The organism is Lysinibacillus sp. NPDC092081 (assembly GCF_044755845.1).
GTDB lineage: Bacteria > Bacillota > Bacilli > Bacillales_A > Planococcaceae > Lysinibacillus.
In genome coordinates, this window is the sequence record NZ_JBIVRU010000005.1 from 209,266 (window position 1) to 225,000 (window position 15,735).

At 38.0% G+C, this 15,735-nt stretch carries 14 protein-coding genes and 6 tRNA genes; 3 read left to right on the top strand and 17 right to left on the bottom strand.

Annotated features, from left to right (window positions below):
• Positions 1-14 precede the first annotated feature (14 nt).
• Positions 15-962, bottom strand: a complete 948-nt coding sequence (locus ACIQLB_RS11275; protein WP_400725280.1) for a hypothetical protein — start codon at positions 960-962, stop codon at positions 15-17.
• Positions 963-1,117: 155 nt separating this feature from the next.
• Entirely contained in the window at positions 1,118-2,920 is a 1,803-nt protein-coding gene (gene glmS, locus ACIQLB_RS11280; protein ID WP_400725283.1) for a glutamine--fructose-6-phosphate transaminase (isomerizing), read from the bottom strand.
• A 767-nt stretch (positions 2,921-3,687) separates the two neighbouring features.
• On the opposite strand from glmS, the gene ACIQLB_RS11285 reads away from it, so the two are divergent.
• Entirely contained in the window at positions 3,688-4,029 is a 342-nt protein-coding gene (locus ACIQLB_RS11285) for a PadR family transcriptional regulator (protein ID WP_387084696.1), read from the top strand.
• Positions 4,019-4,591, top strand: a complete 573-nt coding sequence (locus ACIQLB_RS11290; RefSeq protein WP_400725286.1) for a hypothetical protein — start codon at positions 4,019-4,021, stop codon at positions 4,589-4,591. The genes ACIQLB_RS11285 and ACIQLB_RS11290 overlap by 11 nt, the downstream gene beginning before the upstream one ends.
• A 60-nt stretch (positions 4,592-4,651) precedes the next feature.
• On the opposite strand, the gene ACIQLB_RS11295 is transcribed toward ACIQLB_RS11290, so the two are convergent.
• The 13 genes from ACIQLB_RS11295 to ACIQLB_RS11355 form a co-directional block, all read right to left on the bottom strand.
• On the bottom strand, positions 4,652-5,173 hold the full coding sequence (locus tag ACIQLB_RS11295) for a type 1 glutamine amidotransferase domain-containing protein (RefSeq protein WP_400725289.1): 522 nt from the start codon (positions 5,171-5,173) through the stop codon (positions 4,652-4,654).
• A gap of 138 nt (positions 5,174-5,311) precedes the next feature.
• Entirely contained in the window at positions 5,312-6,664 is a 1,353-nt protein-coding gene (glmM, locus tag ACIQLB_RS11300) for a phosphoglucosamine mutase (RefSeq protein ID WP_400725292.1), read from the bottom strand.
• Between the two features lie 299 nt (positions 6,665-6,963).
• On the bottom strand, positions 6,964-8,028 hold the full coding sequence (locus ACIQLB_RS11305; protein ID WP_400725295.1) for a CdaR family protein: 1,065 nt from the start codon (positions 8,026-8,028) through the stop codon (positions 6,964-6,966).
• Positions 8,021-8,857, bottom strand: a complete 837-nt coding sequence (gene cdaA, locus ACIQLB_RS11310) for a diadenylate cyclase CdaA (protein ID WP_400725298.1) — start codon at positions 8,855-8,857, stop codon at positions 8,021-8,023. The genes ACIQLB_RS11305 and cdaA overlap by 8 nt, the downstream gene beginning before the upstream one ends.
• A gap of 149 nt (positions 8,858-9,006) precedes the next feature.
• Positions 9,007-9,633 (bottom strand): zf-HC2 domain-containing protein, encoded by a 627-nt coding sequence (locus ACIQLB_RS11315; RefSeq protein ID WP_400725301.1) that lies wholly within the window; start codon positions 9,631-9,633, stop codon positions 9,007-9,009.
• 12 nt (positions 9,634-9,645) lie between these two features.
• Complete coding sequence (sigW, locus tag ACIQLB_RS11320) at positions 9,646-10,209, bottom strand: RNA polymerase sigma factor SigW (protein ID WP_400725304.1); 564 nt, start codon at positions 10,207-10,209, stop codon at positions 9,646-9,648.
• A gap of 133 nt (positions 10,210-10,342) precedes the next feature.
• On the bottom strand, positions 10,343-11,248 hold the full coding sequence (gene rocF / locus ACIQLB_RS11325; RefSeq protein ID WP_400725307.1) for an arginase: 906 nt from the start codon (positions 11,246-11,248) through the stop codon (positions 10,343-10,345).
• A gap of 184 nt (positions 11,249-11,432) precedes the next feature.
• Positions 11,433-11,505 (bottom strand) — tRNA-Lys (locus ACIQLB_RS11330).
• 12 nt (positions 11,506-11,517) lie between these two features.
• A tRNA-Gln gene (locus ACIQLB_RS11335) sits at positions 11,518-11,592 on the bottom strand.
• 15 nt (positions 11,593-11,607) lie between these two features.
• Positions 11,608-11,691: transfer RNA gene (locus ACIQLB_RS11340), tRNA-Tyr, on the bottom strand.
• Positions 11,692-11,705: 14 nt separating this feature from the next.
• Positions 11,706-11,781, bottom strand: a tRNA-Val gene (locus ACIQLB_RS11345).
• A 73-nt stretch (positions 11,782-11,854) separates the two neighbouring features.
• Positions 11,855-11,929, bottom strand: a tRNA-Glu gene (locus tag ACIQLB_RS11350).
• A gap of 118 nt (positions 11,930-12,047) precedes the next feature.
• Positions 12,048-12,124 (bottom strand) — tRNA-Asn (locus ACIQLB_RS11355).
• A gap of 269 nt (positions 12,125-12,393) precedes the next feature.
• Here ACIQLB_RS11355 and mbcS point away from each other — a divergent pair.
• On the top strand, positions 12,394-13,971 hold the full coding sequence (gene mbcS / locus ACIQLB_RS11360) for an acyl-CoA synthetase MbcS (RefSeq protein WP_400725310.1): 1,578 nt from the start codon (positions 12,394-12,396) through the stop codon (positions 13,969-13,971).
• A gap of 93 nt (positions 13,972-14,064) precedes the next feature.
• Here mbcS and ACIQLB_RS11365 read toward each other — a convergent pair whose 3' ends face one another.
• Positions 14,065-15,000: an IS30 family transposase gene (locus ACIQLB_RS11365; protein WP_400725313.1), complete on the bottom strand. Its 936-nt coding sequence runs from the start codon at positions 14,998-15,000 to the stop codon at positions 14,065-14,067.
• A gap of 204 nt (positions 15,001-15,204) precedes the next feature.
• Positions 15,205-15,648: a DUF6557 family protein gene (locus tag ACIQLB_RS11370; RefSeq protein WP_400725316.1), complete on the bottom strand. Its 444-nt coding sequence runs from the start codon at positions 15,646-15,648 to the stop codon at positions 15,205-15,207.
• Positions 15,649-15,735 lie beyond the last annotated feature (87 nt).

Here is a 15,735-nt window from a genome sequence, read left to right on the forward strand (position 1 = left end):
CACCTCATAAATAGTTACAATATTTTTAAAGCGTTTATTAAGTCTGTCTGCAACTTTACATATTTAATAAAACTAACAAATAAGAGCATAGTTTCTGTTTCATCTTTTAGTACGTCCGTGGGATGACTTACCTCATTTCTAAGAAGTCTTATATATTGATAAAACGTATTCCTTGCCGATTCATCGATAATGCCCGTGATAGTTGTGTCTAATTTAATTCCTTTAAAATACTCTTCGAATTGCGAATATTTATATGATATCTGCCACTTTTTATTTACATCTTTCTCAAATTCTACAGAAAAATTATTTTTAATTTTAAACTTTTGATTCGATTGTAAATTGGCATCATGTTTTTTCAGATAAATTTTAAAAGCCTCTAGCAAATCTAATACAATCTTTTCAGCCGCTAATCCAACCATAATCGTTGATGCTTGATAACAACTTGCATTAAAACATCTTAGTGCCTCCGTCAAGTAATGCTGTACCCACTTATCAATATTACTAATACTTCTTACCTGCCCTAAATATCCATCAGAATCATAAGGTAGAATAGCCCTCTCTTTTAAACAAGCATGTCCATGATCTGTTACATGGAATGCTGGTAAGATCGTAGCCTCTCCATATATTCCTGGAGCAATTATATTTTGATTTAGTAACAGCGCAAATCCTTCAAACAAAGATTCAATTTCTTTTCGTTTAAAATTAGTATTACTGTTTTCGTATAAGTTTTCACCTGTAACTCCCCATGCTATACGTGGTAATTTTACATTTTCCATTAGGAGACCTTTATTTATCGCTAATGCTTCAGTTAATCTAAATAAGTTATACTGCGATCCTGAATAACCATATGTTTTAAAAATATGGCCTTGAGGATCAAGCTTCACATCTTCAGTAGACAAAGCTTCTAGCATTAAATTCTTAATTACATATGTAGTTAGTGTCTTCCTTTTAGTATTCAGCAATTTATCCCTCCAAATATAAAAAACGTACTTGATTACATATATTGTAATCAAGTACGCACCATTTTTAAACAACTTTATTGTAAATTAAACATCTTTATTTGTAATTAAACAACTTTATTTGTAATCAACAAAAGAAGTCTGGTAGCTGCATAAAGTTACTCAACAGTCACCGATTTAGCCAAGTTACGTGGTTTATCCACATCACAGCGACGGTGTAGTGCTGCGTAATAGCTAATTAACTGTAATGGCACTACAGATACAAGTGGTGTTAATAATTCATGAACATGAGGAATTATTAAACGGTCACCGTCTTCATCTATGCCAGCCATTGCAATAATGCATGGGTATGCTCCACGTGCAGCTACTTCTTTAACATTACCACGGATATTTAATGCTACTGCTTCTTGTGTGACAATAGCAAACACTGGTGTACCTTCTTCGATTAAGGCAATTGTACCGTGTTTTAACTCGCCACCTGCGAAGCCTTCTGCTTGGATGTAAGAGATTTCTTTTAGCTTCAAGGCACCCTCAAGACTTACATAGAAGTCCATGTTACGGCCGATGAAGAATGCATTGCGCGCGATTTTTAAGTAGTCCTCAGCGATATCCTCTAATACATCTTTTGAATCGATAATTGTTTGGATACCATTTGCTGCAATCGCAAGTTCTTGTTTTAAATCGAACTCTAAGCCTTTACCATTAGCCTTCGCCGTTACATACGCTGTTAGAGCAAGTACGGCTACTTGCGCTACATACGCTTTTGTAGAAGCTACTGCAATTTCTGGGCCTGCATGTAATAAAAGTGTGTGGTCCGCCTCACGTGATAGTGTAGAGCCAGGTACATTTGTAATTGTTAATGTTGGATAACCAAGCTCTTTAATTTTCACAAGTACTTGACGACTATCTGCTGTTTCACCTGATTGTGTAATAAAGATAAACAACGGTTTTTCTGAAAGTAATGGCATATTGTAGCCGAACTCACTTGAAATATGAACTTCCACTGGGATACCAGCCATTTTTTCGAAATATTGCTTACCGATTAGACCTGCGTGATAGCTTGTGCCGGCTGCAATAATATATAGACGATCTGCTGCTTGTAATGCTTCTAAAATATTAGCGTCAATTGTTAATTCGCCATTCTCACCTTCGTATGCTTGAATGATTTTACGAATAACTGTTGGCTGCTCATCCATTTCTTTTAACATATAGTGAGGGTAAGTACCTTTTTCAATATCGCTCATATCAAGCTCTGCTGTATATGGTGCACGCTCTACTATTGAACCGTCTAACTTTGTAATTTCAACGCTAGCTTTGTGTACAATTACGACCTCTTTATCGTGTAGCTCCACATATTGATCTGTTACCTGTAGCATCGCCATTGCATCTGAGGCTACAACATTGAAGTCTTCACCAACACCTACTAAAAGTGGAGATTTGTTTTTCGCAACGAAAATTGTATCTGCCGCTTCAGCATCTAAAAGAGCTAGTGCGTAAGAGCCATGTAATAAAGATAAAGTTTTACGGAACGCCTCAGCCGTACTTAAACCTTCTTTCACAAATAACTCTACTAATTGCACGATGACCTCTGTGTCTGTATCAGATTTCATCGGAATACCTTTTAAATATGTTTTTTGTAATAAATGATAGTTTTCAATAACCCCATTGTGTACTAGCGTAAAACGTCCTGACGTACTTTGGTGAGGGTGTGCATTCAAACGGTTTGGCACACCATGAGTTGCCCAACGTGTATGACCTATTCCCACTTTTGCAGCAACGTCCTCGTCCACTGCGTCACGTAAATCTGCAATACGACCCTTTTCTTTGAAGACTGTTACGCCATCTTCGTTACGTACTGCAATACCCGCTGAGTCATAGCCACGGTACTCTAGTTTCTCTAAACCTTTTAATAAGATTTCCTTTGCATCTGATTCACCAATATATCCTACAATTCCACACATAAATTTCTTGTCCTCCGATATCGTCAATTTGACGCAATGACAAACTAGACCTCAACTTATCGAATTTTGTGAATGTAAAAGCCATGCCAATTTTTTATATAAAATAAGCAAACTAATACATGCACATTGTTAACACTCATTCAGCCATCTGAACAGTACCCATTCGATACGTGCGGTTTATCTATTTATCTATTGCTTTAACTATACCTTCTCCATTTTCTGTACATTCAATCACTCAAATGCTTTCAAAATGAAAAGTGACAATCGGGTATGTCGATTGGGAGGCATCCGCCGAATTTTCGATAAACCTCCACCTCGTCTGCTGAAGATTGCTTCGTCCAATTTCTTCAGCTCAGGCGCTATAATTGTTTTCCGATTTTGCGCTTTCTTCCCTCCTTATGCGCTCGTTAAATGATAAGGTCGGACCTCATATTCAACTTATACATCATACTCAATCATATGCTGTACGTCAAATTTTCGTTATAAAAAACACCTATTTACCCTACTTTTTAGTGACGAAAAGTAGACAAACAATCTGCTATAAAGCATTATCTTAAAATTCTCAATAAAAATATGATAATTTTTAACAAATATTTTTGGTTATGGATTTATTTTGAACAGAACCGAAGATGAATTGCTCCAAAATAAACATGCATCTGAACGAAAACCTCATTTATTAATCGCTTGACAAAGCCACTACTTAGCAATACTATATACAGTACTTAGCAACACTTAGTACAGGTAAAGCTAAGCCTGGGGGTGAGATCGTGGATAATCTGAGTGAAATGCTCAAAGGAGTTTTAGAAGGTATTGTATTAGAAATCATCAGCCGTGGTGAAATTTATGGTTATGAGATTGTCAAATATCTCACGCAGATGGGGTTCGAGGGCATAGCTGAAGGCACTGTTTATGCGTTACTTATGCGGTTAGAAAGAAATCGTCTTGTCAATATTGTCAAAAAGCCATCTGAAATGGGTCCACCAAGGAAATTTTATACGCTTAATGAACAAGGGCGAGAAAAATTGATGTCCTTCTGGGCTAAATGGGATTTTTTAAGTAGTCGTATTGAAATTTTAAGAAATAATGGAGGGAACAAACATGAGCTTTAGTCGTGAAATTCAGGAGAGAATTAATCGTTTTTCGAAAGAACAATCCCAGAATTATTTGCAGGACGCTGAAATGACTTATATGGAAAAGTTGCGCAAAAAAAGTGGGCAAACTAAACGTAAAATCGACAAGCAACTGTCCAAGTTTAAAGGGCGTTCCGATCAGGGACGAGAGGCGCAAGACGACATGATATTATATATGAGCGATTATATGAATGATTTGATGTCACAAGGTTTTACGGAGCAGGAAGCTTTTAATAAGGCTAGCGAGGAATTGAAATTCGCTAGTAACTCTGAGCAATCTGAGGATTTAAATGAACGCTTCCAGCAGTATTACGAAAATCGTGATCCCGCAGATTATGAGGCGATCGGGTTATTTTATGGTGGCTTCCTGTTTTTAGGATTAGGTATCGGTGGATTAAGCGGTTTTCTAACTGGCGGTGGATATGAAGCTTTTTTTGACAGAGGCTGGATTGACACGGCAATCGGCGCTGGAGTTGGCATTATCATTGGTATCGGACTTGGGCAAATTACCAATGCTATTATAGCGTTGAAAAAAAAGTAGGATTGTTATAATTGATTTGAAGATAAAAGGCACAGGCAAATTCACTTGTGCCTTTTAAGCTTAGCCTTCTTTATTCTCCAATAATTTTACAATTTCTCGATTAAATGCTGGTAGATCCTCTGGTGTACGACTAGTTACTAATTGTTTTTGGCAAACAAACACTTCCTCGTCATGGAATATCGCACCAGCATTTTCTAAATCTACTCGAATTGATTTGTAGCCAGTTGCGTCACGACCATTTAATGTTTTTGCAGTAATGAGTAATTGAGGTCCATGACAAATGGCAAAGGTTGGTTTCATATCGTCCATAAACTCCTTTACAAATGCCACAATACGATCATCTACGCGTAGTATATCAGGAGAAAAACCACCAGGGATGAACAATGCATCAAATTCTGAAGCATTTACCTCATCGATCCCTTTATCAATCTTTACTTTCTCTCCATTTTTACCTTCTACCTCAATGCCTGCTGTTGTATCAATCGTTATTAGTTCATGACCTGCCGCTTCTAATGCTCCTTTAGGACTCGTATATTCAGCGTCCTCAAACATATTGGTAATCACTGTAGCAATTTTAGCCATTGTTAATACAACACTCCTTGTAATTGTGACTCTGTACTACTGTTCCCATTCTCTTCGAAAACATTCATTTTTCCGTTGGCAGAGCTTTCAATAAAAAAGAAAAACTCGACCTCCTATTAAAGGAAATCGAGTTACTATTTATTCTGTTAAGCCCATTTCAGTACGGACAACATCTGCTATACGCTCTACGTAATGTTCGCAGTCTTCCTCTGTCGCTGCTTCCACCATTACTCGTACAAGTGGCTCAGTACCAGAAGGACGCACTAACACGCGACCGTTACCAGCCATATCTACTTCTACCTCAGCAATCACTGCAGCAACTTTTGCATTTTCCGTCACAGCATGCTTGTCTGTTACACGTACGTTGACTAAACGCTGTGGGAAAATTTTCATTTCAGAAGCAAGCTCGGACAGTTTTTTACCTGTAGATTTCATAATGTTGACAAGCTGAATACCAGTTAATAAGCCATCACCAGTTGTGTTAAAGTCTAAGAAAACAATATGACCCGATTGCTCGCCACCTAGATTATAATCATTAGCACGCATTTCTTCCACGACATAACGATCACCTACAGCTGTTTGTACACTATGCATGTCATTATCTTCAACAGCTTTATAGAAGCCCATGTTACTCATAACTGTCGAAACGATTGTTTGCTTTTTCAAGCGACCAATTGCATTCAAATGCTTCCCAATGATGAACATAATTTGATCACCATCAACAATTTTACCATTTTCATCTACTGCGATTAAACGATCACCATCGCCATCGAATGCTAAACCAACATCAGCACCCTTTTCTGTGACAAATCTAGCTAACCCTTCTGGATGTGTTGAGCCGACACCGTCATTAATGTTTAAGCCTGTTGGTGAGGCACCCATCGTTGAGATATCCGCTTCTAAATCTGCAAATAGGTGTGTAGCTAGTGAAGACGTAGCACCATGTGCACAATCTAATGCTACATGGATGCCATCAAATTCTTCAGTCACTGTTTGTTTTAAGTATTGAATATATTTTTGTCCACCCTCGAAGTAGTCACTCACAGAACCTAAATCAGCCCCAATTGGACGTGGCAATGTATCTTCTTGTGCATCTAATATTGCTTCGATTTCGGCTTCTTGCGCATCTGTTAGCTTAAAGCCATCAGGACCGAAAAATTTAATACCATTGTCAGCAACTGGGTTATGTGAGGCTGAAATCATGACGCCTGCATTTGCGCTCATTATTCGAGTAAGGTAAGCCACACCTGGTGTCGAAATAACACCCAGACGCATTACCTCTACCCCGATTGATAAAAGACCAGCTACAAGTGCACCTTCAAGCATTTCACCTGAAATACGTGTGTCACGACCGATTAAAACCTTTGGACGGTCAGTTGCATCTTTCGTTAAAACGTAGCCACCTACGCGGCCAAGTTTAAATGCAAGCTCCGGTGTTAATTCACTATTCGCGACGCCACGGACGCCATCTGTTCCAAAATATTTACCCATTTTGATTATTCTCTCCTTCAATGCAAGACGGTAGTCACGCTTGTCTACACTGACAACTAGACCACTCGTCTGCTTACTTTTGGAAAAGTCTATTTTCGTTCATTCCTTGGTAACTATTAATTATGCCCCATGTAATTTACCTGGACTTTAAATCGGCACAGATAAATTTAGCCTAGGGTATTTTGATTTTAGCCTGAGCAACTTTTTCTCGTTAATGTTTCTAATCCGAAAATGAATACCCTTACCGATAGAGAACGAAATCTCTACTGAATCAAAATAAAATTATAGTCAGTTATTGTTTAAGAATCAATATCTTCTGTTTTCTCAGTAGGCGACGTATTGTTCTCAGAAGGAGTGCTAGATTCCTCCGAAGGGTTCGAAGGAGTAGGTGTAGGAGTAGGAGTCGTTGTTGTTTTTTCCTGCTCTTCCTTCGTAATATCTGCTTTCACTTTAATTTTTGATTCAGATATTTTTGTCACACCTTCTGGTAATTTTACATCAAATTCATAAGTTTTTGATTCTGTAATTTTTGACAGGTCAACCTCTAGTGGTATTGCAGCTAAAGCATCTATAATAGATTTTCTACCGTATACTCTCACCTTTGCGGGACTCAATGTTAATTGGTTGACGGTAATACCATTAGCCGCTTTCCCTATTTCCTTCAGCACAACAGGTAACTCTCTGCTGTATGCTCCAATATCTACTTGTACCTTCACAGTTCCCGGTTCAATCGTCACGTCTAACTTATTTAAATCACGATCTAGTACTTTAACTGCCGCTACCTGTGAGAACGGTTCTTTCAAGCCTTGTTCACCCGTTACAGTAGCTTTTACATAGCTAATGCTTTCAATTGCACTTTTGGCACCTGTAACATACACCGTAGCTGGATTAGCAGTCATGCCGTTTACAATATATCCTTCTTCAATTAAACGATTACTCATCTCAGGGTCAACACGAAACTCTTGTGTGACCTTTTCCTCAATGTTTACATTTACAGTTGCAGGGTCTAATGTAACTTGCAACTTATCAGAAATATTTTCGTATTGTAGTTTAACATTATGCTTACCTATAAGTAATTTGCTTAAATCCACAAATACAGAAAAATCTTTCGTTGCCTTTGTTTGTATAACAAGTGGCATTGGACCTTTTATCGTAACATCCACCGTCTTTGGTATCCCTGTTACAATGAGGTTCTTATCGTCATAAAAAACATCTACCGGTACATCGCGAATTACCTCTGTTTGCTCACTCGTTATTGTTTTATTTGTAGGAGATAATTCGGTACGAACGGAGAAAAATAACAACAAGGCTAAAAATAGCGCAACGATTCGTAACACCCAAGGGCTATCCATCATTTTATCCATTCTTTTTCCCCCTCCAAGTTAACTTAGAGGCTGCATTTGATTCCTGTGCTGATCCAAACCACATTTTACGTAACAGTTCTTCGAATTCCTCTAAAGCAAGATTTCGATGCAGATTACCATTTAGTGTAATACTAATGGCACCAGTTTCCTCTGATACGACTATAGTAATGGCATCTGTCACTTCACTTAATCCAAGTGCAGCACGGTGGCGTGTCCCAAGCTCTTTTGAGATAAAAGGACTCTCAGAAAGCGGTAAATAACAAGCTGCTGCCGATATTTTATCTTTCTGCATGATAACTGCCCCATCATGAAGCGGTGTATTAGGTATAAAAATGTTGATAAGTAACTCAGATGAAATCTCAGCATTTAGACCTATGCCCGTTTCGATATATTCATTTAGACCAGTTTCTTTTTCAATAGAAATTAACGCCCCTATACGACGTTTGGCCATATAACTAACAGATTTCTTCATAGCTTCAATAAGCCTTGTTTGTTCTTCCTCGACTTGACTAATTGAACGTTGGAATAACTTCCCTCTACCAATTTGTTCAAGACCACGTCTTATTTCAGGTTGAAAAATGATAATAATTGCCAAGAAACCGAACTCGATGACTTGTTTTAACATCCAACCTAACGTTTCTAACCCAAAAAAGTCTGTAGCAAGGCGCGCAATAATAATTACGAAAATTCCTTTTAATAATTGGACAGCCTTCGTACCTTTAATGAGGGTTAAAATTTTATAAATAACGTACCATACGAGCAGTACATCTAATAAGTTAATAACAATATTCACAGGTGTTAAATTAGCGAAATGTTCGATAATTTGCACGTGGCATCCCCCACTTTTCATTGCGAATCCATACACATTTAAGTATAGCACATTCTTAACAAATGTAACTTTTTTCAAATAAAAAGTCTACTCAAAAGAGTAGACCTTTCAGCCTCTCACGTGCACTATCTATTAGGACGTATAGAGTGTTATTTAGTTGCTTGCTTCTCCTCGAATGTTACAGCAGACTTCACTGAGTTTTTAATCGTATACCAAAGCCATTCGAATACTTCGTCAATTTCTTCTATTTTTCCTGAAACAACTGCCGAAGATGCCATATACTGTCCATTAATAACAGTGACATTGCCATCCACTTCACCCTCAACAATTAAATCACCATTTTTAACAACAATATCGCCTTTTACAACTTCTCCCTTCGGCACAATAACCGTTTGACCTTCAACAACTAGGTTTGGCTGTTTGGTCACGGAGAACTGTTGATCATCCATGAAACTACCTAGTAAAGTTGCACTCATGAATAAACAAAATACTGCTGCTGCCACAAAGAATGGATGCCGGCGAATCCATTTTTGCATGCCTACACGACTTTTGGGTTTCGGTAAACGAGCCATCACGGCTTCTTCAAAATGCGGAGGCGCTGTAATGTGGGAAGCACTCTTCACAAAGGCGATTGTTTCACTTAATTCCTGCATCAATTGTTTACAATCACTGCATGTATGCAAATGTCGTTTTAACTCTTGCTCATGCTCACGACTAATGTCACCATCTAAATAATCATGGATATAGTCTATTACATGCTCTGGACAAGTATTCATGACGCTTCCCTCCTACAGATTGTTTAATTGCTTACGTAATGCTTCACGTCCGCGGTGAATCCTCGTTTTCACCGTTCCAAGAGGCATATCTAAAATCTCGCTAATTTCCTGTAATGATAATTCTTCAATATATTTCAATACTATAACTGAACGATATTTATCCGGCAAACGGCCAATCTCATATTGAATGCGATCTTGCAATTCCATTTGCTCTATCTGTTCCTCCGGTAGCTGGTCATCTGCTGCGATCTGCGAATACATATCAAGCCCTTCTGTACCAGCTACTTCCGCATCTAAATAGTAATCCGGCTTTTTCTTCCGGATACGGTCTATACAAAGGTTTGTCGCTATGCGATAAAGCCACGTTGAAAATTTTCTTTTCTGATCAAAAGTATGCAAGTTCATATAGGCACGAACAAACGCTTCTTGTGTAATGTCCTCAGATTCTTGTTTGTTCCCTAACATCCTATAGCATACTTGGTACAGTTTGTGCTGATAGAGACTCACAATATCTGCAAATGCGTTTTGATCGCCTTTAAGCACTTGTTTTATTTTCTTGTTTACTAACGCATCCATTGTGTTGATTTCTCCACCTTTACAACTGTCTTATACTTTACGGCCCATCGATAAGAAAAGTTTCATTTTGTTATTAATTATAACAAAAGATTTTTATAGATTGTGGCAATAGGCAATTTTTTGTCAAATTTCTTTAAACTAGGGTTTCACCTAATAAGGAGCCCATTAACGCTACCGCAACATCAGCTGTTCTATTCTTTTCATCTAAAATTGGATTAACCTCAACAAATTCAGCAGATGTTAGCATACCTGATTCCTGAAGCATTTCCATCGCCAAGTGGCTTTCTCGATATGTAATACCACCAGGTACAGGTGTCCCAACTCCTGGAGTATAAAGTGGATCTAACCCATCTAAATCAAGTGATAAATGCAAACCATCTACATTACGCTCTCTTAAATAAGCAAGAGCGTCTTCCATTACACGTGTCATTCCAAGACGATCTACCTCGTGCATTGTATACACTTTGATTCCTTGCTGACTTATTAAGTCACGTTCTCCCGGATCTACGGAACGTGCTCCAATAATAATGACATTTTCAGGTTTAATTTTTGGTACATCATTACGAATTTTCACTAAGCGTTCATGACCGAGCCCAATGCTAACAGCTAACGGCATACCATGTATATTGCCAGACGGTGTCGTTTCAGGTGTGTTTAGGTCAGCATGCGCATCAAACCAAATAACGCCTAAATTTTTATAATGCTCACCAAGCCCTGCAAGTGTGCCAATAGCAATGCTATGGTCGCCACCAAGTACAAGCGGAAACGCCTTTTGTTCAATTGCTTCATTTACGCGGTTTGCTAAGGATGTACTTACATCGATAACTTCCTCTAAATTAAGTAGCTGTTTATCAACAATAGTGCCTTCTTCCTTTTGACTAACACGTATATCCCCTTGATCATGTACTACATGCCCAATAGCTTCTAAGCGTTCTACAACACCTGCATAACGGATAGCACTTGGCCCCATATCTACCCCTCTGCGAGTTTGCCCATAATCAGTTGGTACCCCAATAATAGAAATATTTAGTTTATTCATCTTTTCATACCCCCTTTAAGTTATAAGACTATTGTAAAGCCTATATCCTCTCTGGCTCAACCTTACAATTTCGTGAATATTTATACAATTAAATAGCGCATAAAAAAATCTCCTGCTGTTTTCAGCAAGAGATTAGTATCTGTAGTTAATGTTACACTTTTGAATATGCTTTATTCTATAAAAGTGAGCCATGAAGGACTCGAACCTTCGACCCTCTGATTAAAAGTCAGATGCTCTACCAACTGAGCTAATGGCTCAAAATATAAAAATGGCTGGGGTACTAGGATTCGAACCTAGGCATGACGGAATCAAAATCCGTTGCCTTACCGCTTGGCTATACCCCAATCATTTATAAAAACTGGTGGAGGGGGACGGATTCGAACCGCCGAACCCTAAGGAGCGGATTTACAGTCCGCCGCGTTTAGCCACTTCGCTACCCCTCCGAAATAACACATTATGGTGGAGGATGACGGGCTCGAACCGCCGACCCTCTGCTTGTAAGGCAGATGCTCTCCCAGCTGAGCTAATCCTCCATAGAAACAGGTGTTTATTTCTTCACAGTTTATTTTCTTTTTAAGCCTTTGCATTACTACAATGCTTTAAAAATGGTGACCCCTACGGGATTCGAACCCGTGTTACCGCCGTGAAAGGGCGGTGTCTTAACCACTTGACCAAGGGGCCATTTCTTATGTCTCAAACAAGACAATATTTATATTAACATTACTTTCTTCCCAATGCAACACTTTTTTTATAATTTATTATATGTATAACATCATTATTTTAAAAATGGGCAAAAAAATGGCTCCGAAGGCAGGACTCGAACCTGCGACAACCTGATTAACAGTCAGGTGCTACTACCAACTGAGCTACTTCGGAACAATACTATTCAATTTGGTTTTTAAAACCTCTCTCAGTACATTTATTATTATAGCAAGCATTATAAATTATGCAATACTTTTTGTGAAAATTTTTATATTTTTTGTCGAAACTTTCCTGTACATTAACCAGAATCCTAATAGTTCTCTATTAAATCTAATATTTCTATTTTATGTACAGAATATTCTTGCTGTATATTATTGTAATTGTTAAAATGAAAATAGTTTTAAGAATTTTCTATTAAATTTGTTTGGGGGAGGAATGTTCACATGGTAACAAACGATTTAATTGCACCAGAGTTCTATAATATTACAGAGGAATTGGAGAAATTTTCTCACGATAGCGATCGTCAAGCAATACGATGGTTAAATACTCAACAGGATCGCCGAACAATTTCCTATATTGAACTTGTTCAAAAAATGAATCAATACGCGCATGCCTTGACGAAGAAGGGGCTTCAAAAAGGTGATCGCGTATTAGTTATTATTCCACGTCTGCCTGAGGCTTATTTTGTTTTCCTTGGCTGTCTAAAGGCTGGAATTGTTCCTATTTCATGTTCAGAAATGTTACGTGCAAGTGATTTAGAGTATCGTATGGAGCACTCTTCTGCAAGGGCAGTAATTGCCTATGAAGCGTTCACTGGTGAGATAGATCGTATTACTTCTTCAGTAGAAGCTTTAAATAATAAATTGGTTATAGGTACTGTTACAGGTGATTGGACATCTTTAGATAAATTGGCAAGTACACAACCAGATACATTTACAGCAGCTGCTACTAAAAGAGACGATATGGCATTTCTTTCTTATACATCTGGCACCACTGGCAAACCAAAAGGAGTTGTCCATTCACATGGATGGGGATATGCACATATTAGAACAGCCGCTTCTCAATGGCTTTGTGTACGTGAAGGTGACTTAGTTTGGGCTACTGCAGCTCCAGGGTGGCAAAAATGGATCTGGAGCCCATTTTTATCGACTATTATGCTGGGTGCAACTGCATTTGTATACCACGGAGGATTTGATGCAAAAACATACCTTCAACTGCTTCAAGATGAAAAGATCAATGTTTTATGCTGTACTCCAACAGAATATCGAATTATGGCGAAGCTTGATAATTTAAAAGACTATAATCTATCTTCTCTACGTAGCGCTGTTTCTGCTGGTGAACCATTAAATCGACCAGTCATCGAAATATTTATGAACAACTTTGGTCTTAAAGTGCGTGATGGCTATGGCCAAACGGAAAATACTTTATTAATCGGCACACTTGAACATACTGAGTTACGTCCGGGTTCAATGGGTGTTCCTACCCCAGGCAATATTATCCGTATCATAGATTATGAAGGCAACGAGGCACCGATTGGAGAAGTTGGAGATATTGCAGTACACAAATCATCTCCTGCTCTATTTAAAGAGTACTATCGTGAACCTGAACGTACACAAGCTGCTTTCCGTGGAGATTGGTATATTACTGGTGACCAAGCCAAATGCGATGAAGACGGCTACTTCTGGTTTGAAGGTCGAGGAGATGACATCATTATTTCATCAGGCTATACAATTGGGCCATTTGAGGTAGAGGATGCTTTAAATAAACATGAAGCTGTCCAAGAATGTGCTGTAGTCGCAGCACCAGATGAAATTAGAGGGCATATTGTTAAAGCCTTTGTCATCTTGCGAGAAGGCTTCAGAGATCGTGATGAGGACGAGTTAACAAAAGAACTACAGGAGCACGTTAAAGAATTAACAGCACCTTATAAATATCCTCGTAGTATTGTCTTTATTGATGAACTACCAAAAACAACTTCTGGTAAGATTCGCCGTATAGAGCTACGAGCAGCAACTGTATAAAATATAGTAAAGAGACATTTCACCAATCACTTGGTTGAAATGTCTCTTATATATATTGCTATTCTTTAATATTCTTTTGGATATGTTACTTTGTCAAATTAAGTGCAACACTTGCTCCATGAACGCTTCGTGTGCAGATTTCCAACCCAAGCATTTTCTTGGGCGATTATTAATTAAATATAACGCCTTTTTTAATTCATCTTTGCTTACCCTAGCTAGGTCTGTTCGCTTAGGGAAAAATTCACGTAGTAAACCATTCGCATTTTCATTACTGCCCCGCTGCCAAGAAGAGTAAGGATCTGCGAAATAAACTTGGATATTCAAGTCTTTTTCTAAGTTTGTATAACAACTAAATTCTTTGCCTCGATCAGTCGTTGCCGTTTGAAAACTGTCTTTTGGTAGAGCATGGACTAGTGTTTTTATTGCTTCTTCCATCGACTGAGCAGAGCGGTCTGGCATTGGAATGGCTACGTACCAACGGGTCATCCGCTCGATAAATGTTGCAAAACACCCTTTACTTTTACCACGGCTAGAAACTACGGTATCGAGCTCCCAGTGACCAAATTTTTCACGTTTACGGACTTCTTTTGGGCGCTTTGAAATCGGGGTACCGACATTAAATAGACCACGGGTTTCCATTGGTTTTTGACGTTTTCCTTTTTGGCGTAACGTCGTGAGAGGGACTTCAAGTAACCCTTCATAAATCCAGCGGTAAATGGTTTTAAAGCTGAGTTTACCTTGAAATAATCGTCCGACAATCTGTTCAGGTGACCAAGTAGCCCGCAATTTTTCTTGAACAGCGTCTTTTAACTCAGGTGTACATTTTGACTTGGCACCACAGTTCGATTTATTAACTTTATAGCGCTTTTGTGCAACTTCTACTGAGCAATTAAAATGACGTTTTAATTCGCGAGACACAGTGGATGGACTTCGCTTAATTTGTTTGGCAATCGCACGAATCGAGAAACCTAAAGCAAGAAGTGTTTCTATTTTTGAACGTTCAGATATGGTAAGATGTTTATAGCTCATAACGATTCCTCCGTATGATGTTTAGTGTGGTAACTTACATTTTACACGGAATCGTTATGGGCGTTTTCTATTTTGTCTTGGTGTTGCACTTAATATTACAATTCGTCATATAAAAAAACTCTGTTAAATAATATTGTTGATTACGGCAAAGAACGAAAGGACCTCTCAAGGGAGTCCTTTTCTTACCTCTTATAAACAAGGAAATCAACAATCTTTATATTCATTATCAAAATTATCGTAACCAAAATACGTCATTTCCCACAAACAATGTGCAAGAATACTTTCAACACTCATTGAGTCTAAAGTGTCTGAATCAATATAAAAATTTAACCACTCATTAAAACTATTACCAACAAGTGAATACCCAATATGATCATCATCTCTTCCCGAAACATCAAAATATAGGCTTTTATTATTTTCATCGAAAGATGATTGGAAAACTGGTTCATCATTTTCATCATTTTCATCATTTTCAAACGCATTTATGTAGATAAACAGATTTGAATAATTGTCTTTTAGGTCAATAATATGAAGTTTTTCATATAAAACTCTAAAATTTTCTTCAATTCTATTTGGATAATGCAAAACGATTTTCTCCCAGACTTTATCAAAAGGCGTTAATAAAACTAAATCCTTTAAGGTATTCATATAAACCTCCAAAAATTATAATTGAATGCCAGATAATCTAAGGCTATCATAAGTTGCATTAGTCGAGAACAAAAGTTGGTCTGCGAT

Bases quoted from the DNA above. Each gene is read 5' to 3' on its own strand.
- glmS (WP_400725283.1), bottom strand. From the start codon at position 2,920: ATGTGTGGAATTGTAGGATATATTGGTGAATCAGATGCAAAGGAAATC.
- ACIQLB_RS11290 (WP_400725286.1), top strand. From the start codon at position 4,019: ATGAGCTTTAGTCGTGAAATTCAGGAGAGAATTAATCGTTTTTCGAAA.
- ACIQLB_RS11295 (WP_400725289.1), bottom strand. From the start codon at position 5,173: ATGGCTAAAATTGCTACAGTGATTACCAATATGTTTGAGGACGCTGAA.
- glmM (WP_400725292.1), bottom strand. From the start codon at position 6,664: ATGGGTAAATATTTTGGAACAGATGGCGTCCGTGGCGTCGCGAATAGT.
- ACIQLB_RS11305 (WP_400725295.1), bottom strand. From the start codon at position 8,028: ATGGATAAAATGATGGATAGCCCTTGGGTGTTACGAATCGTTGCGCTA.
- ACIQLB_RS11315 (WP_400725301.1), bottom strand. From the start codon at position 9,633: ATGAATACTTGTCCAGAGCATGTAATAGACTATATCCATGATTATTTA.
- sigW (WP_400725304.1), bottom strand. From the start codon at position 10,209: ATGGATGCGTTAGTAAACAAGAAAATAAAACAAGTGCTTAAAGGCGAT.
- rocF (WP_400725307.1), bottom strand. From the start codon at position 11,248: ATGAATAAACTAAATATTTCTATTATTGGGGTACCAACTGATTATGGG.
- mbcS (WP_400725310.1), top strand. From the start codon at position 12,394: ATGGTAACAAACGATTTAATTGCACCAGAGTTCTATAATATTACAGAG.
- ACIQLB_RS11365 (WP_400725313.1), bottom strand. From the start codon at position 15,000: ATGAGCTATAAACATCTTACCATATCTGAACGTTCAAAAATAGAAACA.
- ACIQLB_RS11370 (WP_400725316.1), bottom strand. From the start codon at position 15,648: ATGAATACCTTAAAGGATTTAGTTTTATTAACGCCTTTTGATAAAGTC.